Below are 18,276 nucleotides of genomic sequence, written 5' to 3'. Positions count from 1 at the left end.
GAGCCAACATGAGCCCATTCAACCGTACACCGCTTCGAACCTTTGCCCTGGTGCCGCTGGCCAGTCTGTTCCTGTCCTTCGCAGCCAGCGCCGAAGACGCGCGGCAGGTCTACCACATCGCGCCCGGCCCGCTGGATGAGGTGCTGCTGAACATCAGCCGCCAGAGCGGCCAGGTGATTTCGTTCACGCCGCAGTTGGGTAACTATTCCTCGGCCCGTGTCGACGGTTCGCTGTCGGCGCAACAGGCGGTAGACGCCGCGCTCAAGGGCACCGGCCTGCAAGTCCAGGTCAGCCCGGACGGTGCATTCATCATCAAGGAAGGCGCCAAAGCGCTGCCTGCCAGCAACAGCATCAAGGCGCAAACCGCCGAAGCCCAGGCGCCGACCCTCGACCGCGTGGTCGCCATCGGCACCCGCCGCAGCGACGCCACGGCCCTCACCAGCAGCGCCCCGGTGGATGTGATCAATGCCGAAGAACTCAAGCAAACCGGCGCCACCAGCCTTAACCAGGCGCTGTTCCAACTGCTGCCTTCATTCAACTTTCCACAGAACAACAGTGCGACCCGCGGGCAAGACCCCAAAGGCGCCTCCCTGCGCGGCCTGTCGCCTGACCAGACCCTGGTGCTGATCAACGGCAAGCGCCGGCACACCTCGGCGGTGGTGAATATTTCCGGTGGCGTGCCGTTCATTGGCGCGCAGCCGGTGGACCTGGACATGATCCCCATCAGCGCCATCGACCATGTCGAAGTGCTGCGCGATGGTGCCTCGGCGCAGTACGGGTCTGACGCGGTGGCCGGTGTGGTCAACATCGTGCTCAAGGAGCGCGACAGCGGTGGCGGCATCAACACTCAACTGGGCAAGTACGCCCAGGGCGACGGTTTCAGCAAAACCACCGACGGCTGGTACGGCATCGGCTTGCCGGGGGACGGTTTCCTGACCCTGAGCTTCAACACCCTGAACAACAAACCCGATGACATCGGCGACAAATACGTCGCCGACGGCCAGGTACAAGACCCGCGCTGGGGCGGTGCCGGGCGCGACAAATACAACCTGGCGGCCAACGCCGAAATCGGCCTGAACGACCAGTGGCGCCTCTACAGTTTCGCCACGTTCGGCCAGGACACTTCGGTGAACAACACGCCGCCACTATTGGCCAGCAGCCCGAACAACGTTGCAGGGATCTACCCCAACGGCACCATTCCGAAATACCGCTATCGCTATGAGGACGGCGCAATCACCGTCGGCACCCGCTACGAAGACGAGAGCATCGGCCGCTTCGATTTGAGCGCCACCTATGGCCGCGACGAACACGATGAACTGGCCTTCAACACCGTCAACCCGAGCTATGGCCTGAACAGCCCGACCAAGTTCAACGTCGCCACCCTGGTCAACGACCAGACCAACATCACCCTGGATTACGCCAAGGATCTGGACGTCGACTGGTCGAGCCATCCGCTCACCGTGTCGGCGGGCGTGGCCTACCGGCATGAACAATATCGGCTGGAGGCGGGCGACTACGACTCCTACTCCTATGGCGGCATCGATGGTGTGCAGGTGGGGGCGGTGCAGGCTTCGGGCCTGACGCCGGACGACGCCGGCACCTTCAAGCGTGACGTGGGCGGCGTGTACTTCGGCCTGGAAAACCAGGTGACCGACAAGCTCCAGGTCGGTATTGCCGGGCGTACCGAGCACTACTCGGACTTCGGGTCGGCCACCACCGGCAAGCTCTCGGCGCGCTACGACTTCTCCCCGAAAGTCGGCCTGCGGGCCACGGTCAACAACGCCTACCACGCCCCCAGCCTGGGCCAAATCGGCACCTCCTGGACCACCACCACCAACCTCGACGCCAACGGCAACCCGGTGCTGACCCGCATGCTGCCGGCCGACAACCCGGCCGCCCGTGCCCTGGGCGCCCAGCCGCTGAAGCCCGAGAAGTCCACCAACTACTCCCTGGGCCTGGTGCTGCGCCCAACCGAGCAGGCCTCGCTGACCATCGATGCCTATCAGATTTCGATTCGTGACCGCCTGCTGTTCAGCGGCGGCATTTCCGGGCCGCTGGCCGAGCAGATCCTCAAGGATGCCGGCTACGGCCAGTACTCCTGGGCGCAGTTCATGACCAACGCCGCCGACACCCGCACCCGTGGCGTCGACATCGTGGGCAAGTACAACCTGGACCTTGAGCAGTTCGGCAACCTGAACCTGTCGGCGGGCTACACCAAGGCCCGTACCACCATCGAAAAAGTCCACGAAAACCCCAACGGCTTTGAAGTGCTGACCCGCGAATCCCGAGGCTTCCTGGAGCACGGTTACCCGGAAGACAAGCTGGTGTTTGGCGCGGTCCACAAACTCAACCAATGGACCATCGCCCTCAACGAAACCCGTTACGGCAAGTACCGCAAATATGCGTCCAGCGAAGCCAACGCCCAATACGACCAGACCTTCAGCGCGCAATGGACCACCGACCTGGACGTGAACTACGCCTTTACCAAACAACTGCGGGTGTCGGTGGGCGTCAACAACCTGTTCGACAGCAAGCCTGACGACTACAACACCCGTTTGCGCCAGACCCCGGGCCAGCAATACAGCTACCTGTCGCCGACGGCGCCGGAAGGGGCGTTTTACTACACGCGGCTCAGTTATGACTTTTAACCGACACCAAACTTAGGTGGATAAGTTTTTTTGTGGTGAGCGGGCTTGCCCCGCGCCGGGCTGCGAAGCAGCCCTGAAACCGGCTGCCGAGTTCTGTCTGCAGGAACACGGTGACTTGATTGGGGCTGCTCCGCAGCCCGGCGCGGGGCAAGCCCGCTCACCACATGAGGCCCGTTCACCCCATTGGAATCACCTTCTTTCACCGAACAACTACGAGGTTGACGATGAACCACTTGAAAAAAATACTGAGCAGCAGCCTCCTGGCACTGAGCTTGTTGGCCCAACACACCCCGGCCGCCGAACCCGTCAAACCGATCCACTTCGGTGACATCACCTGGGAAAGCGGCAGCCTGATCACCGAAGTGCTGCGCCTGATTGTCGAGAAAGGCTACGGCCTGCCCACCGACACCTTGCCCGGCAGCACCGTGAGCCTGGAAGCCGCCCTGGCCAAGGACGATATCCAGGTGATCGGCGAAGAATGGGCCGGGCGCAGTCCGGCGTGGGTCAAGGCCGAAAGCGAAGGCAAAGTGTTCGGCCTGGGCGACACCGTCAAAGGCGCCACCGAAGGTTGGTGGGTGCCGGAATACGTGATCAAGGGCGACGCCGAACGCGGCATCAAACCCCTGGCCCCGGAGCTTAAATCCGTCGCCGACCTGGCCCGCTACAAAGACGTGTTCCGCGACCCCGAAGACCCGACCCGTGGGCGCTTCCTCAACAGCCCCACCGGCTGGACCTCGGAGATCGTCAACAGCCAGAAGATCAAGGCCTACGGCCTGACCGACAGCTTCGTCAACTTCCGCACCGGCTCCGGCGCGGCGCTGGATGCGGAGGTGGCTTCGTCGATCCGTCGCGGCAAGCCGGTGCTGTTCTACTATTGGTCGCCTACGCCCCTGCTGGGTCGCTTCAAGTTGATCAAACTGGAAGAACCACCGTTCAACGCCGAAGCCTGGAAGACCCTGGCCGACGCCAACAACCCGCACCCCATCGGTACCCGTTCGATGCCGGCGCACTTGGCGATTGGCGTGTCGGCACCGTTCAAGGCGCAGTACCCGCAACTGGTGACGTTCTTTGAAAAGGTCGACCTGCCGATTGACCTGCTCAACGGCATCCTCGCGCAAATGGCCGAGAAGCGCACCGCGCCGCGCCTGGTGGCTGAAGCGTTCCTGAAAGAACAACCGCAGGTCTGGCAGCAATGGGTGCCGGCGGACGTCGCGGCCAAGGTCAAGGAGAGTCTCTGATGCGCAAGCTCATCGCAGCCACACTGTTGGCGCTGTGCGCCGGGCCCCTGCTGGCGGCAGAACCGGCCACCCTGCGCGTCGGCTACCAGAAAAGCTCGGTGAGCATGGTGCTCGCCCGTGAGCATCACCTGTTCGAAGAAGGGCTGCCGGGCACCAAGGTCGAGTGGATCGAATTCCTCGGCGGCCCGCCGCTGATCGAAGCCTTGAACGGCGGCAGTATCGACATCGGCAACATCGGTGACATCCCGCCGATCTTCGCCCAGGCCGCCGGGATCGACATTCGCTACATCGGCGTCGAACCCAATGACGGGCGCACCGAAGCCATCCTGCTGCCCAAAGACAGCACCGTGCAGAGCGTGGCCGAACTCAAGGGCAAACGCGTGGCGCTGCTCAAGGGCTCCAGCGCCCACAACCTGTTCCTCAAAAGCCTGCTGCGGGCCGGCTTGCAGTGGAAGGACGTGAACGTGGTGTACCTGTCGCCCTCCGACGGCCGTGCGGCGTTTGAACAAGGCAAGGTCGACGCGTGGGTGGTGTGGGACCCGTACTACTCGGCGGCCGTGGTGGACGGCTCGGCAAAAGTATTGGGGGATGGCCAGGGGTTGAATCCGGCGGGCAGTTTTTTCATCGCCAGCGGCCCGTTCGCCAAGCAACACCCGCAGGCGATTGCGGCGATTCTCAAGGTGTTTGCCCAGGCGCAGCGATTGTCCCTGGATGAGCATGACGAAAGCGTCGCGTTGATGGCCAAGACCCTGGGCCTGCAGCCGGCGGTGGTGGAAAGCTACTTCCAGCATCGCTCGCCGACGCCGAGCCGGCCACTGGAAGCCGTGGACATTGCCAACCAGCAACGCACGGCCGACGCGTTTTTTGCCAACGGCCTTATCCCGAAAAAGGTCGATGTGCAGCAAGTCGTGTTCAAGGCCCCGTAACTTTTCCGGTATGCGAGTACCCCTGTGATGAGGGAGCTTTTGTGGTGAGGGGGCTTGTCCCCCGTTGGGCTGCGAAGCAGCCCTGAAACCTGCCAACCCGCTCTGTCTGAAAAAGCTCGGCGATCTTATTGGGGCCGCTTCGCGGCCCAACGGGGGACAAGCCCCCTCGCCACAACGAGCCTTCCGGCCACAAAAAAAATTCTCAAGGTCCCTTCGTAACCCATCAGTGAGCAGACCATGCAACCGATCTACATCGACTTTCTCAACGGCCTGGACATCGACGAACTGGCCCTGACCAACGACGAAATCCTCAACGCCATCGAATCCAGCCTCGCTATCCAGGGTCGCCGTGAGGCGGTGATCGAGCCGCGCATGCACCTGATTCCCGGCGGCGATATCAACGGCCACTTCAACGTGCTGCGCGGCGTATTGGGCGGCGCGATCGGCTACGCCGGGGTCAAGGTGGTGGGGGACTTTGTCGACAACTACCGCAAGGGCCTGCCCTCGGAACTGGCGATTCTCAACCTGCTGGACCCGGCCACCGGCATCCCCAAAGCCATCCTCGACGCCTCGGCGATCACCGACATGCGCACCGGCGCCGTCACCGCCATCGGCGCCAAATACCTGGCCCGGCCCGACAGTAAAATCCTCGCGCACATCGGCGCCCGTGGCACCGCCTATTGGAACGTGCGCTTGCTGGATCACCTGTTCGACTTCGACGAGATCCGCGTGCATTCACGCCGCAGCGAAAGCCGCGAAGCGTTCGCCGAACGCCTGCGCCGCGACCTCGGCAAGCCGGTGATTGTCACCGACGATTGGGAGTCCACGGTGCGCGGCGCCGACATTGTGGTCGAGGCGTCACGCCTGGATCAGCCCCAACCCTTGCTGCATACCGAGTGGATCAAACCCGGTGCGTTCGTTGTGCCCTACGGCACCATGAGCGCGGTGGAACTGTCGTTGACCGATATCATGCACAAGCTGGTGGTGGACGATTGGGGCCAGTGCAAAGGCGGCATGTTTGGCGCATTGCGCGCCCATGTCGACGCCGGAAAACTCAGCGCCGAGACCTTGCATGCCGAGTTGGGGCAGATCGTGGCCGGCTTGAAAACCGGTCGGGAATCACCTGAGGAAACCATCCTGTTCTGGCACCGTGGGTTGAGCCTCAGCGATATCGCCTTGGGCCATGCACTGCTGGAAAAATCCAGACGCCTCGGGATCGGCCAGCGGCTGCGCTGGGCATGATTCACTTCGATCCCAATGGCCTGGCGATTGAGGATTTGCTGTCGATTGCCCGGCAAGACGCACCGGCTGACTTCAGCAATGCAGCCCGCCAGCGTATCAACGAAGGCCATCAACTGTTGCTGCGCCTGGTGGCTGAAGGCACGCCGATTTACGGCGTGACCACCGGCCTCGGTGCAGCGGTGGATACGCCCGTGGCGCCGGTGCAGGCCAGCATTCCACTGGGGCGCGCGGTGGGCGTGGGGCGCCTGGCCAATCGACAGGAACTACGGGCGATTACCGCCGCCCGCCTGGCCGGGTTGGCCCAGGGGCGCTCGGGCATTTCGCCGGGGGCGGCGCAGGCGCTGCTGGATTTGCTCAATAGCGGCGTCGAGCCCGAAGTGCCGTTGCTCGGGTCGTTGGGCGAGAGCGACCTGGCGCCGTTGGCGCATTTGAGCCTGGCGCTGAATGTGCCGCTGACCGGTAAGGATGGCCTGGCGCTGGTGTCGGCCAACTCCGCGAGTATCGGCCTTGGCGCCTTGCTGGTGGCCGAGGCTGAGCGAGCCTTGCAGGCGCTGTTGGCGGCGCTGGCGTTGTCGTGTGAGGGTTATCGGGCCAACCTCAGTCCGTTCCAGCCATGGGCTTCGCGGTTGCGTCCGGTGCCGGGTCAGAGTGAGCAGTCAGCGGCGTTGCTGCAGTGGGTGGACGGCGGCGAATTGGCCGACAACCCACGCCGTCTGCAAGACCCGTTGAGCTTTCGCTGTGCCACGGTGGTTCAGGGCGCGGCGCATCAAGCGTTGCAGCAACTGCGTGAGCTGGTTGAGCTGGAACTGGCCAGCGGTGCGGACAATCCGGCGTTGATCAGCGAAGAGGCCTTGGTGCTGGCCACGGCGAATTTCGACAGCACGCACCTGGCGCTGGCGGCAGAAGGATTGGGCCTGGCGTTGAGCCGTGTGGCAGCGTGCAGCGCCGAGCGGATAGCCAAACTGTTGTCGCCGGCGTCCAGTGAGCTGCCGCGCTTTCTGATCAATCAGCCGGGGCAGGTGGGCATGGCCGCGTTGCAGCGCACCAGTTCGGCGTTGGTGGCGGAGATCGGGCATTTGGCCAATCCAATCCCGGCGGTGACTGTGCCGGTGGCAGATCGCGTGGAAGATTACGCGGGACAGGCGCTGGCGGTGATCGAGAAAACCCGGCAGTTGGTGCAGCGGGTGGTGTGGCTGGGCAGTATTGAACTGATCGTGGCCGCGCAGGCGGTAGACCTGCGCGGCACGGTTCAACTGGGGCAGGGCACCCGGCGTATTCATCAGGCGGTGCGCCGCCAGGTGGCGCACCTGGATCAGGATCGCTCGGGGTCGGTGGATGTGTTGGCCCTGGCAGCATTCATCGAGAACGCAGGCTTGAACCCCATTCTCTAAATCAAAGAAGATCAACTGTAGGAGCTGGCTTGCCTGCGATAGCGGTGTTGGATTCACCATCGCTATCGCAGGCAAGCCAGCTCCTACATTTTTGATCGTATTTCAGGTCATGGATTTTCAGCGGCCAGGGCGGCAATCACTGCCGGGCGTTCACCGATCCGCTGTTGAAATCTCGCCAGCGCCGGCCACTGCTGCAAATCGATATCAAAGAACCCCGCCCAACGCAGCACCACAAACAGGTACGCATCCGCCACCGAGTACTGCGCGCCCAGCAGGTAATCCTGACGCTCCAGGGTCTGCACCAGAATCGCAAAACGCTTGAACAACGTGGCCTTGAACAGCGCCTTCACCTCCGCAGGGATCGCGTCCTTGAACAGCACCCCCAGCCCGCCATGAATCTCGCTGGAGACAAAGTTCAGCCACTCCTGCAAACGCACCCGCTCCCAACTGCCATTGACCGGTGCCAGGCCCGCCGCCGGCACTTGGTCGGCCAGGTATTGCAGGATGGCGGCGCCTTCGGTCAGCACCTCGCCGTTGTCCAGTTGCAGTGCCGCCACGTAGCCCTTGGGGTTGATCTGCAAGAAATCATCACCCTCGGCCGTGAGCTTTTTCTGGTTGTCGACGCGAATCAATTCAAACGGCAGGGCCAATTCCCGCAGCACGATATGGGAGGCGAGGGAACAGGCATTCGGGGAAAAATACAGCTTCATCGGGACAACTCCGCAGGACAGTTGCCTTCAGTCTCCTGGGCATGGCACCTTGCGTAAAATTAATCTTTCAGAATCCTGCCATAAGGACAGCTACTGCCATGATGAACCTGATGCACTGGCGCCTGTTGGTGGCTGTGGCGGACAACGGCAGTATTACCGCCGCCTCCGAACGCGTCGGCATGACCCAGTCTGCGGCCAGCCAGGCGATGGCGGCCATGGAGGCCAACCTGGGTGCGCAACTGTTTGTGCGCGAGGCGCGCCAGACTGTGCCCACCGCCCTGGGCCTGCAAGTGATCGAGCAGGCGCGGGTGATGCTCGGGGCCTTGCAGGCGATTCGCACCACAGTGGACGAAGCGCGGCCCATGCTGCGTGGGACGATTCGCATCGCGAGTTTCCCCATGGTGCTGGCGGTGTTCCTGCCGCCGCTGTTGCGTCGGTTCAACCAGCTTTACCCGGGCATTGAGGTCACGGCCCTGGAAGTCACCGACGATGAAGTGAACACCTTGCTCGACGCGAACCTGATCGACCTGGGCGTGGTGCTCAACCCGCCGTCGGAGCGCAATGCCGCAGTGCTGGGGCGCGATAACTGGGTGGCTGTGTTGCCGATGGCGCACGTGTTATCCCGGCGTCCTGCGCAGGCAACGGTCACGCTGGAGGAACTGGTGGAGCAGCCGTTCGTGCTCGCCACCGGCGGCTGCACCGTCAACGCTCGCAGCCTGGCGCAGGAGGCCGGGCTGGTGTTGCGCGAGGTGCGGGTGGAAGTGCGGGAGTGGAACAGTGCTTTCAGCCTGGTGCGCGAAGGCGTGGGTGTGACGCTGGTGCCCGAGATGACCCTGCCGGCCCAGCGCCACGGCTTGCGCATCATGCCGCTGGCGGAGCCGGTTCACCGCGAGTTTGCGTTGGTGACTTCACGCCATCAATCGCCCTCCGCAGCGGTAAATGCTTTGTTGCAAATGCTGGCTGACTAGTGGCCTTGCATAGCGCCAACGCCTGTCTATGCTCACCCAGAACCGTTGATGACGCTCGGCATATAAAGCGTTTCGGATAGGTTTCCCCATAAAGGTCTGCGATCAAGATTCAAACCGTGAATGGAATGCGCCCGCGTGGGCGTCGGGAAAATAAAGGGTGATCTGACATGTTCAACCGCCAACACAAAACCGACCTGCTGGAAATCGAACGCTTCTCCTGTGCCCTCTCCGAAGCCAAGGCTAAATTGGCCGCCATCAGCCGCTCCATGGCGATGATCGAGTTTGATCGCAACGGCATCGTGCTGGATGCCAATGAAAACTTCTGCAAGACCATGGGCTACAGCGCTGAAGAAATCCGTGGCAAACATCACCGGATTTTCTGCGAAGAGGCCTACACCCACACCGATGCCTACGCCAAGCTCTGGCGCGACCTGGCGCGGGGCGAGGCCCTCAGCGGCACCTTCATGCGCTTGAACAAGCATGGCCAGGAAGTGTGGCTGGAAGCCAGCTACATGCCGGTGCTCGGTGCCGACAACCAGGTGCAGAGCGTGATCAAGGTCGCCTCGGACATCTCGGCGCGGATTCACCGCGAGCATGAAAACCAGAGCCTGATCGACGCCATCGGCCGCTCCATGGCGGTGATCGAATTCACCCCGCAAGGCCAGATCCTGAATGCCAACGACAACTTCCTGAAGACAGTCGGCTATTCCCTCAACGAAATCGTCGGCCAGCACCACAGCATGTTCTGCCATCGTCACGAAACCGAGTCGCCGACTTACAAGGCGTTCTGGGCTTCCCTCAATCGTGGCGAGTACCACTCCCATCGTTTCGAGCGCAAAAACAAATACGGTCAGACGCTGTTCCTGGAAGCCTCCTACAACCCGATCTTCGATGCCAACGGGCGCCTGTACAAAGTGGTGAAGTTCGCCAGCGACATCACTGACCAGGTCACCACCTTGCGCACCGCCGCCGACTCGGCCCACGCCACCTCGGTGCAGAACGACGCCTGTGCCCGCAAGGGGTCGGAAGTGGTGCAGCAGACCGTGCAGATCATCGAAGAAATTTCCCGCGACCTTAACGAAGCCGCCGTGAGTATCGATGCGGTGAGCAAACAGTCGGACATCATCGGCACCATCGTCCAGACCATTCGCGGCATCGCCGACCAGACCAACCTGCTGGCGCTGAACGCCGCGATCGAAGCGGCCCGGGCCGGTGAGCATGGGCGCGGGTTTGCGGTGGTGGCGGATGAGGTGCGCAGTCTGGCGGCGCGCACCAGCCAGGCGACGATCGAGATTGTGGACGTGGTGCGCAAGAACCACGACCTGTCGATCAGCGCGGTGTCGAGCATGCAGTCGAGCTTGAGCCGTACGGGGCTTGGGGTGGAGCTGGCGAATGAGGCGGGGCAGGTGATCCTGGAGATTCAGGAAGGGTCACGGCATGTGGTGGATGCGATCAGTCAGTTCAACTCCACGCTACAACTGCAGTAACACACCATTATGGTCGAGCAATAACCTGTGGCGAGGGAGCTTTTGTGGTGAGGGGGCTTGTCCCCCGTTGGGCTGCGCAGCAGCCCCAAAAGCGGCCACCTCATTCCATCAGAAGGAACGCGGCGACCGGATTAGGGCTGCTTCGCAGCCCAACGGGGGACAAGCCCCCTCACCACAGGAAAGCCCTTCGCCCCAGGGTTTGTATCGTCAGGGCTTAGATCGCAGCCAGGGTTTCTTTCACGTTCTGCGCCTGCGGGTCAGCCGTCTTCGCCGCTACCTGCTGCGTCTGCTGCTCTTTCAGGCGTTCTGCCACTTCTTTGGAAATAGCGTCCTGCTTTTCCTGAGGCATGTTCTTCACATCATCCTCGGTCAAACCCTGTTCCTTGAGCAGTTGCTCGCGGATGCGCTCGGCCGGGCTTTTCTTCATGTAGTCGGTGAAGTCACTGCGGGCCGAAGTGGTGGAGTCAGTCTTGGCCGTATCGGTGGTCGAGGTGGTTGCGGTGGTGGCTTGCAACTGCACACGGGTCTTGGCGAAGGCGGCATTGATATTGTCGGCAGTGGCGTCGGCCGCTGCCTGTGTGGTCGATACAGTGGTGGTGCCCTGTTGCACGTTTTGTGCGGCGCCGCTGTACAGCGCGCTGGCTGCGGCGTTGGCCGGGTCCATGTCGGCGCGTTTGATGCGTTGGATCGTTGACTGAGCCTGGGGATTGTTGTTGATCAGCATGATCAGGACACCTGTGGATGTGAGCGGTCCCACAGGTGGAGCAATTAGCGTGCCCAGTGATATGGCCCCGTGTTTACGGGGTTTTTGGCCGCCACCGTCGGCAAGCATTGGCGTGCCGACGGCCATTGTTTGCCGCTAGTGGGCAATGTTCTCGAGCGCCAGGTTGCGGGTGCGCGGGCCGAACCAGCTGATGGTGATCATCACGATCAACATGCTGCTGGCGATAAACGCCAACACGCCGGGCGTGCCGAGGTGTTCGAGGATCACACCGATCAGCAAGCTGCTGAACACCGTCGACAACCGGCTGAACGAATAGCAAAAGCCCACCGCCCGGGCGCGGATGTTGGTGGGGAACAGTTCGCTCTGGTAGGAGTGATAACTGAAGCTCAGCCAGGCGTTGCAGAAGGTGATCATCACCCCGCAAATCACCAGCCCCAAGGCGGTGGTTTGCAGCGCGAACAAACTGCCGAAGATCACCGCGCCCAGGGCCGAGCCGACAATCTGCCATTTGTTTTCAAACCGGTTGGCCACCTTCACAAACAGCAGCGGCCCCAGCGGGTAGGCGAGGGTGATGATGAAGGCATAACCCAAACTGTGGGTCACGCTCACGCCCTGGCCCGACAGCAGCGCCGGCAACCAATTGCCAAAGCCGAAAAAGCCGATGGCCTGGAACACATGAAACACAATCAGCATCAACGCCCGCCGCCGGTAGGGCGGTTGCCAGATATCGGCAAACCGCCCGTGGCCCTGCACGCTGACGGCTTCCGGCTCCGGTTCATCCAGTGGCTTGCCGTGGTCCTTCTGGCAACGTGCCTCAAGGCTGGCCATGATCTGCCCGGCCTCGTCGAAGCGGCCTTTTTGCGCGAGCCAGCGCGGTGACTCCGGCAGGCGTTTGCGCAGTTGCCAGATAAACAGCGCAAACACCGCACTGCTCAGCACCACCCAGCGCCAGCCAGAGACCCCGAACGGCGCCTGGGGCACCAGCCACCACGACATCAAGGCCACCGCCGGCACCGACAGAAACTGGATGAAAAACGCAAAGGCAAACGCCGAGCTGCGCATGCGCTTGGGCACCAGTTCCGAAAGATAGGCATCGATGGTCACCAGCTCGATGCCGAGGCCGATGCCCACCAGGAAGCGCATGCAGATAATCCCCAAGGCAGAGGTCTGAATACCCATCAGCACAGTGGCGACGGTGTACCAGATCAGCGCAAAGGTGAAGATCGCCCGGCGCCCGTAGCGGTCGGCAATCGGGCTGAGCAGGCTGGCACCGAGGAACAGGCCGAGGAAGGTGGCCGAGGCAAAGGCCGCCTGGTCGGAGAAGCCGAATACGCCCTGGCTGCCGGTGTGGAAAATCCCGTCACTGATCAAGCCCGGGCTGATGTAGGCGGTCTGGAACAGGTCATACAGCTCGAAAAAGCCGCCAATCGACAGCAACGCCACCAGGCGCCACACGGTGGCGACGGCGGGCAGCCGGTCGATGCGCGCGCTGATGTGGGCGGCGCGGATCGGGTCGATGCCGTCTGCGGTAGAGGGTGAAGACATGGGCAGAAGACTCAGTAAGTGATCGGGATCTCGAATGCCTGAAACGCATCATCCAGCGGTTGGTAACCCAGCACACGGGTTGTTTCGCTGAGGTCCAGGCGTTTGAAACGGTTATTGGAAATGCCGTGGGCGATGAGGTGTTTCACCCCGATGGTTTCCACCGAACGTTGCAGCAACTGCACGGCGTCCCGCGGGCTGAGCCAGGCGCTGAGGTCGCGGGCGTTGTTCAGGTCGTGGGTTTCGGGGAATTCAAACGCACCGATGCGCAGGGCGATGGTGGAGAGCGGGGTTTTGGCGGCGTAAAAACCGCACAAGGCCTCGCCGTAGCATTTGCTCACGCCGTACAGGTTGGCGGGCAATACGGGCATGCCGGGGGTGATCTGGCGGTCGACCGGGTAGCCTTCGATGGTCTGGGCGCTGCTGGCGAACACCAGCCGTTTTACCCCGGCGGCCACGGCGGCTTCGAACAGGTAGGTGGTGGCGAGGATGTTGTTGGGCAGCAACTCGTCGAAGGTGGCGCTGGCGTGGGGGATGCCCGACAGGTGCACGATCACGTCAATCCCGTCGAGCAGCGCGGCGAGGCTGGTTTTGTCGCTCAGGTCAGCGTGCACGAAGCGATGTTCGCCGAGGGCGAAATCCGGCTCGATGCGGTCGGTGAGGGTGAAGCGGTAGCGGTCTTTCGAGGCTTCGAAAAACGTCTTGCCGATGCGGCCGCAAGCGCCAGTGAGCAGTACGTTGAGTCCTTTCATGGTGTCGTCCTTGTTTTTAGTTGTGGCCGTCGAGGGCGAAGGCCTTGAAGCCAGGGCGCTGGCTGAGGGTTGCGTAGTAGGCGCTGACAGCCGGGTAGGAGGGATGCTCCATAGGCGTCATCCGCCAGCGGTGTACGGACAGGCCGATGAGGATGTCGGCCAGTGTGAACGCATTACCGGCCACGTAGGCATTGGTTTTGGTCAGTTGCTGTTCCAGCAGGCCCATCTTGTCGTTCCAGCCGCGCACACCGGCAGCGAGGCGTTGCGGGTCCTGGTAGTCCGGGTTTTTGCGCACCAGGGCGTGGAAGGCGTAGCCCCAGGACGGGTTGAGTTCGGTGGCTTGCCAGTCCATCCATTGCTCCACTTTGGCACGGGCTGCCGGTTCGGCGGGCAGCAGGTCGTGGCGTTGGTGCAGGCCCACGAGGTAGCGGCAGATGGTATTGGATTCCCACAGCACGCCGTTGTCGTCGATGAGTACCGGGACTTGGGCGTTAGGGTTCAGGGCCAGGAATTCGGGGGATTGGGTGGGCGTGAAGCCGATGCCCCAGTCTTCGCGCTCGTAGGGAATAGCCAGCTCCTGGCAGGTCCACAGGACTTTTCGCACGTTGATAGAGGAGGTGCGACCCAAGATTTTCAGCGAATGGCCCATGGTGCTTTCCTGGCGACGGTGAGAAGGCAGGGAGGCAATTTAGCAGGGGCATCAGCCGACGACGACCAAAAATGTAGGAGCTGGCTTGCCTGCGATAGCATCACCCCGGTATGGCTGATGCACCGAGGTGTCTGCATCGCCGGCAAGCCAGCTCCTACATTGACCGCGTTCGGGCCTTTAGCAGCGCGGTGATTCCTGGTCCATCAACTTGCCCATCAGCAATACGCCCAACTCACTCAACTGGTGAATCGCCAATGCCGTGTCGCGGTCTTTGCCGGTGAGTTCATCAGACAGGTCGAGCAATAACGTGCTGACCGAGGAAAACGTCTCGTAGCTGTTGGCGATCAGGCTTTCGCTGCTGACGTCGGTGCTGACGGTGAATAAGGAAGGAGGATTGGGAGTAACTTTGAACATAAGCGTGACCTCTATCTGGGCCATCACCTGATCGCTACTAAACGAAAGGGTGGCGGCTGCACGCAGGTTAGTAGACCGGCAAAGTCACACAAAAATCCGGCGCGCCACAAGGGCGCCCTGCGCACAGCCACCATCAAGCACAGACACGTAAGTCTGATAGATGAAGCTCATGCTCATTTTGTATGACTGCTCAGGCTACTAAACCCGATCACCGAGAAATTCAGCGACCGGGCAACCTTAGAGAGCCCTATCCAGGCGCACAAGCCGGCGGATTCTGACGTACCTGTAGGCAACGGAGCAAGGCGCTGCCATCAACATCAGTCGCTTCCTACAGCTACCGCCTAGGTACTCTCGCGCACCTTCAACTCAAACCCCATGTCCACCACCGGCCGGGCGATCTTGTTACCGGCCATCACCGTCAGCAAATGCTCTGCCGCGCGCCGGCCAATGGCTTCGCGAGGCGTACTGATGCTGCTCAAACGCGGCACCATGAACGAGGAGGAGGGCAGGTCGTTGAAGCCCAGCACCGAGATCTGCTGCGGTATTTTGATGCCATGGCGCAGTGCTTCCAGCAACGCGCCCTGAGCCAGGTCGTCGTTACCAAAGAAGATCGCGTCCACATCCGGATGGCTGGCCAGCAGTTGCAGGAACAACTCACCGCCCAACCCCACTGACGATGGCCGTGGCGTCAGCACTTCAAGCGCCGGGTCGTACAACCCCGCCTGCTGCAACGCCCGGCGAAAGCCTTCACCGCGCAATAACGTGCGCTGGTCCAGTTGCGCACCGATGTAGGCCAGGCGTTTGCGACCCCGCGAGATGAGATGCGCGGCCGCCGTTTCCCCGGCGTTCAACTGCGAGAATCCTACGCAGTTCAATCCGGCGCCCGGGTCCAGGTCCATCATGTACACACACGGCACGTTGCTTGATTCCACCATTCGCCGGGCACTTTCCGTACGGTCAAACCCGGTCAGCAGCAACCCCCGTGGCTGGTAGGCCATGTAGTTGCGCAGCAGGTCTTCTTCTTCGTCGCGGGAATAGTGGGTGTTGCCGATCAGCACTTCAAAGCCTTTGGGCCGCAGTACCTGGTGGATGGCTTCCAGGGTTTCGATAAACAGCAGGTTGGACAGCGACGGTACCAACACCACCACCGACTGGCTCTGGGCGGACGCCAGGGCACGGGCGGCCGGGTTGACCACGTAGCTCAATTCGGCGGCGGCTTTTTGCACTTTTTCCACCAGTTCGGTGGCCACGGTGCTGATGCCGCGCAAGGCCCGGGAGGCGGTAATCGGGCTTACGCCGGCCAGGCGGGCTACTTCATTCAGGGTAGGGCGGCCCGTGGTGCGGGTATTTTTATCGTTCTTGGGAGTCATCAGGCGGCTTGCCAAACAAAAATCGAGGCACTAAGGTAGCGCTGTCTCCAAGACCCTGCAAATTCTTGAACGTCGGGATGCCTGTTCCCGTTCAAACCTTTGGAGCAGATGCACGCGTCACTCCATAAAAATGACAAGACGGCGCGGGAAAAGCCTGTTTTTGCACTAGCCTTACAGCGTGCAAAGGTAGCGCTATCTGCGTCTTGAGGTGTTTCATGAGTCAACCTGTTACTGCCCTCGTGATCATGGGTGTTTCCGGCTGTGGCAAGTCCAGCGTCAGCGAGGCCCTGTGCCTGCTGAACGGCGCCACGGCCATCGAAGGCGACAGCTTTCACCCCGCCGCGAACATCGAGAAGATGAGCGCAGGCCATCCCCTTAACGACGACGACCGCGCCGGCTGGCTCGACATCCTGTGCGATGAACTGCGCCGCTCGCTCAAAGCCGGCGAGCATCCGGTGCTCACCTGTTCGGCCCTGAAAAAGAAATACCGCGACCACCTGCGCGAAGCCGCGCCGGGCCTGGGCTTTGTGTTTCTGGAGCTGACCCGCGAAGTCGCCGCCGACCGTGTGTCCCATCGCCCCGGCCATTTCATGCCGGCAAGCCTCATAGACAGCCAGTTCGCCACCCTTGAATCGCCGGTGGGTGAGCCGTTGACCCTGGCCCTCAACGCCAGCGTAGACAGCGTCGAAGAGCTGGCCGAGCAAACCAATGCCTGGTGGCTCGAACACGGCTTTGAACCAAACAAATAATTTTTTGCCGGACAAGATAGCGCTGTCCGCCTGCACTGAATTTTTTACCGGCTTTAATAACAACAACAAACAGGAGAGACCCCCATGTTTGGCTTGTCCCACGATACCTATCTGCTGCTCGATGCAGTGGTGACCATCATCGGCCTGATCGTGTTGATCACCCGGTTCAAAGTCCATCCGTTCATTGCGCTGATCATTGCCGCAGGCTTTCTCGGCCTGACGTCGGGCATGCCCGTGGACAAGATCATCAAGGCGTTCCAGGACGGCTTCGGCGGGGTGCTCGGCTTTGTCGGGATTATCCTGGCGCTGGGTACGATGCTCGGCAAGATGATGGCCGATTCCGGCGGTGCCGATCAGATCGCCCAAACCCTGGTGCGGGCCTTCGGCAAGGAGAAGGTGCAGTGGGCAATGATGTTCGCCGCGTTCCTGGTGGGCATTCCGCTGTTCTTCGAGATCGGCTTTGTATTGTTGATTCCGCTGGTGTTTATCGTCGCGCGCCGCACTGGCGTGTCGCTGATCAAGATTGGTATTCCGCTGCTGGCGGGCCTGTCGGCGGTGCACGGCCTGGTGCCTCCGCACCCGGGCCCGTTGCTGGCGATCGGCGTGTTCGGTGCCGACATCGGCAAGACCATTCTCTACGGCCTGATCGTCGCGCTGCCTACGGCCATCATCGCCGGCCCGCTCTACGGTTCGTTCATCGCCAAGTACATCCCGGGCAACCCGTCCCAGGAACTGGTGGACCAGCTGGCCAGCGAGCAACCGGAATCCAAGACCCTGCCGAGCTTCAGCATCACCCTGATCACCGTGCTGTTGCCGGTGTTCCTGATGCTGCTGAAAACCTTCGCGGACGTTGCACTGCCGGACGGCCACGTGATCCGCAACTGGATGGACATGATCGGTCACCCGATCACCGCCTTGCTGCTGGCCTTGCTGCTGTCGCTTTATACCTTTGGCCATCGCCAGGGCATCGGTTCCAAGCAAATCCTCAAGCTGCTCGACGCCAGCCTTGCGCCGACCGCAGCGATCATCCTGATCATCGGTGCCGGTGGTGGTTTCAAGCAGATGCTGGTGACCAGCGGCGTGGGTGATGTGATCGGCCATATGGCGGTGACCGCGCAGATCAACCCGATCCTGCTGGCCTGGCTGGTGGCGGCGGTGATTCGTGTGGCCACCGGTTCTGCCACCGTGGCGACCATTACCGGCGCAGGCATTGTGGTGCCGGTGGTGGGGATGATCCCGGGGGTGAACCGCGAGTTGCTGGTATTGGCGACGGGGGCGGGTTCGCTGGTGTTGTCTCACGTCAACGATGCGGGGTTCTGGCTGGTGAAGCAGTACTTCAACATGACCGTGGCCGAGACGTTCAAGACCTGGACGGCGATGGAGACCATCCTGTCGGTGGTGGCGTTGGGCTTTATCCTGTTGCTGTCGCTGGTGGTCTGACAGGCGCACCGCAAAACAAAATGTGG

16 protein-coding genes are annotated in these 18,276 nt (G+C 61.9%); 9 read left to right on the top strand and 7 right to left on the bottom strand.

The window, feature by feature from the left end; all coding sequences use genetic code 11:
• Positions 1-8 precede the first annotated feature (8 nt).
• The 5 genes from P3C29_RS14455 (at position 9) to P3C29_RS14435 (ending at position 7,445) form a co-directional block, all read left to right on the top strand.
• Complete coding sequence (locus tag P3C29_RS14455) at positions 9-2,648, top strand: TonB-dependent receptor (RefSeq protein WP_201125154.1); 2,640 nt, start codon at positions 9-11, stop codon at positions 2,646-2,648.
• Positions 2,649-2,872: 224 nt separating this feature from the next.
• Positions 2,873-3,886 (top strand): ABC transporter substrate-binding protein, encoded by a 1,014-nt coding sequence (locus tag P3C29_RS14450; protein WP_169386094.1) that lies wholly within the window; start codon positions 2,873-2,875, stop codon positions 3,884-3,886.
• A complete protein-coding gene (locus P3C29_RS14445) occupies positions 3,886-4,812 on the top strand; it encodes an aliphatic sulfonate ABC transporter substrate-binding protein (RefSeq protein ID WP_275964778.1) in 927 nt (308 codons plus the stop codon). The genes P3C29_RS14450 and P3C29_RS14445 overlap by 1 nt, the downstream gene beginning before the upstream one ends.
• 237 nt (positions 4,813-5,049) lie before the next feature.
• Positions 5,050-6,054 (top strand): ornithine cyclodeaminase family protein, encoded by a 1,005-nt coding sequence (locus P3C29_RS14440; protein ID WP_010169841.1) that lies wholly within the window; start codon positions 5,050-5,052, stop codon positions 6,052-6,054.
• Positions 6,051-7,445, top strand: coding sequence for an aromatic amino acid lyase (locus tag P3C29_RS14435; RefSeq protein WP_275964777.1), 1,395 nt, complete (start codon positions 6,051-6,053; stop codon positions 7,443-7,445). The genes P3C29_RS14440 and P3C29_RS14435 overlap by 4 nt, the downstream gene beginning before the upstream one ends.
• Positions 7,446-7,552: 107 nt before the next feature.
• Here P3C29_RS14435 and gstA read toward each other — a convergent pair whose 3' ends face one another.
• Complete coding sequence (gene gstA, locus P3C29_RS14430) at positions 7,553-8,155, bottom strand: glutathione transferase GstA (protein WP_275964776.1); 603 nt, start codon at positions 8,153-8,155, stop codon at positions 7,553-7,555.
• Between the two features lie 98 nt (positions 8,156-8,253).
• Here gstA and P3C29_RS14425 point away from each other — a divergent pair, with 98 nt between their 5' ends.
• Positions 8,254-9,123, top strand: coding sequence for a LysR substrate-binding domain-containing protein (locus tag P3C29_RS14425; RefSeq protein ID WP_169386089.1), 870 nt, complete (start codon positions 8,254-8,256; stop codon positions 9,121-9,123).
• 167 nt (positions 9,124-9,290) lie between these two features.
• On the top strand, positions 9,291-10,610 hold the full coding sequence (locus tag P3C29_RS14420; RefSeq protein ID WP_201125149.1) for a PAS domain-containing methyl-accepting chemotaxis protein: 1,320 nt from the start codon (positions 9,291-9,293) through the stop codon (positions 10,608-10,610).
• Positions 10,611-10,824: 214 nt separating this feature from the next.
• Here P3C29_RS14420 and P3C29_RS14415 read toward each other — a convergent pair whose 3' ends face one another.
• The 6 genes from P3C29_RS14415 to P3C29_RS14390 form a co-directional block, all read right to left on the bottom strand.
• Positions 10,825-11,334 carry a hypothetical protein gene (locus tag P3C29_RS14415; protein ID WP_201125148.1) on the bottom strand — a complete coding sequence of 170 codons (510 nt, stop codon included), beginning with the start codon at positions 11,332-11,334 and terminating at the stop codon, positions 10,825-10,827.
• A 135-nt stretch (positions 11,335-11,469) separates the two neighbouring features.
• Positions 11,470-12,879 (bottom strand): MFS transporter, encoded by a 1,410-nt coding sequence (locus P3C29_RS14410; RefSeq protein WP_275964775.1) that lies wholly within the window; start codon positions 12,877-12,879, stop codon positions 11,470-11,472.
• Between the two features lie 11 nt (positions 12,880-12,890).
• Positions 12,891-13,628, bottom strand: a complete 738-nt coding sequence (locus tag P3C29_RS14405; RefSeq protein WP_275964774.1) for an NAD(P)-dependent oxidoreductase — start codon at positions 13,626-13,628, stop codon at positions 12,891-12,893.
• 16 nt (positions 13,629-13,644) lie between these two features.
• On the bottom strand, positions 13,645-14,277 hold the full coding sequence (locus tag P3C29_RS14400) for a glutathione S-transferase (protein ID WP_010169833.1): 633 nt from the start codon (positions 14,275-14,277) through the stop codon (positions 13,645-13,647).
• 177 nt (positions 14,278-14,454) lie between these two features.
• Positions 14,455-14,691, bottom strand: coding sequence for a DUF6124 family protein (locus P3C29_RS14395; RefSeq protein WP_275964773.1), 237 nt, complete (start codon positions 14,689-14,691; stop codon positions 14,455-14,457).
• 341 nt (positions 14,692-15,032) lie between these two features.
• Complete coding sequence (locus P3C29_RS14390) at positions 15,033-16,064, bottom strand: LacI family DNA-binding transcriptional regulator (protein WP_201126229.1); 1,032 nt, start codon at positions 16,062-16,064, stop codon at positions 15,033-15,035.
• Between the two features lie 212 nt (positions 16,065-16,276).
• Here P3C29_RS14390 and P3C29_RS14385 point away from each other — a divergent pair, with 212 nt between their 5' ends.
• Both P3C29_RS14385 and P3C29_RS14380 read left to right on the top strand, forming a co-directional pair.
• Positions 16,277-16,810, top strand: coding sequence for a gluconokinase (locus tag P3C29_RS14385; RefSeq protein WP_169386084.1), 534 nt, complete (start codon positions 16,277-16,279; stop codon positions 16,808-16,810).
• 84 nt (positions 16,811-16,894) lie between these two features.
• Entirely contained in the window at positions 16,895-18,250 is a 1,356-nt protein-coding gene (locus tag P3C29_RS14380; protein WP_010169829.1) for a GntP family permease, read from the top strand.
• The last annotated feature ends 26 nt before the right edge of the window (positions 18,251-18,276 follow it).

The sequence above is a fragment of the Pseudomonas sp. 1912-s genome (assembly GCF_029269205.1).
In the GTDB taxonomy this organism is placed as follows: Bacteria; Pseudomonadota; Gammaproteobacteria; order Pseudomonadales; family Pseudomonadaceae; genus Aquipseudomonas.
Note: the sequence above shows the minus strand (reverse complement) of the source record. Positions and strands in the feature narration are given on the sequence as shown.

Bases quoted from the DNA above. Each gene is read 5' to 3' on its own strand.
- P3C29_RS14455 (WP_201125154.1), top strand. From the start codon at position 9: ATGAGCCCATTCAACCGTACACCGCTTCGAACCTTTGCCCTGGTGCCG.
- P3C29_RS14450 (WP_169386094.1), top strand. From the start codon at position 2,873: ATGAACCACTTGAAAAAAATACTGAGCAGCAGCCTCCTGGCACTGAGC.
- P3C29_RS14445 (WP_275964778.1), top strand. From the start codon at position 3,886: ATGCGCAAGCTCATCGCAGCCACACTGTTGGCGCTGTGCGCCGGGCCC.
- P3C29_RS14440 (WP_010169841.1), top strand. From the start codon at position 5,050: ATGCAACCGATCTACATCGACTTTCTCAACGGCCTGGACATCGACGAA.
- P3C29_RS14435 (WP_275964777.1), top strand. From the start codon at position 6,051: ATGATTCACTTCGATCCCAATGGCCTGGCGATTGAGGATTTGCTGTCG.
- gstA (WP_275964776.1), bottom strand. From the start codon at position 8,155: ATGAAGCTGTATTTTTCCCCGAATGCCTGTTCCCTCGCCTCCCATATC.
- P3C29_RS14425 (WP_169386089.1), top strand. From the start codon at position 8,254: ATGATGAACCTGATGCACTGGCGCCTGTTGGTGGCTGTGGCGGACAAC.
- P3C29_RS14420 (WP_201125149.1), top strand. From the start codon at position 9,291: ATGTTCAACCGCCAACACAAAACCGACCTGCTGGAAATCGAACGCTTC.
- P3C29_RS14415 (WP_201125148.1), bottom strand. From the start codon at position 11,334: ATGCTGATCAACAACAATCCCCAGGCTCAGTCAACGATCCAACGCATC.
- P3C29_RS14410 (WP_275964775.1), bottom strand. From the start codon at position 12,879: ATGTCTTCACCCTCTACCGCAGACGGCATCGACCCGATCCGCGCCGCC.
- P3C29_RS14405 (WP_275964774.1), bottom strand. From the start codon at position 13,628: ATGAAAGGACTCAACGTACTGCTCACTGGCGCTTGCGGCCGCATCGGC.
- P3C29_RS14400 (WP_010169833.1), bottom strand. From the start codon at position 14,277: ATGGGCCATTCGCTGAAAATCTTGGGTCGCACCTCCTCTATCAACGTG.
- P3C29_RS14395 (WP_275964773.1), bottom strand. From the start codon at position 14,691: ATGTTCAAAGTTACTCCCAATCCTCCTTCCTTATTCACCGTCAGCACC.
- P3C29_RS14385 (WP_169386084.1), top strand. From the start codon at position 16,277: ATGAGTCAACCTGTTACTGCCCTCGTGATCATGGGTGTTTCCGGCTGT.
- P3C29_RS14380 (WP_010169829.1), top strand. From the start codon at position 16,895: ATGTTTGGCTTGTCCCACGATACCTATCTGCTGCTCGATGCAGTGGTG.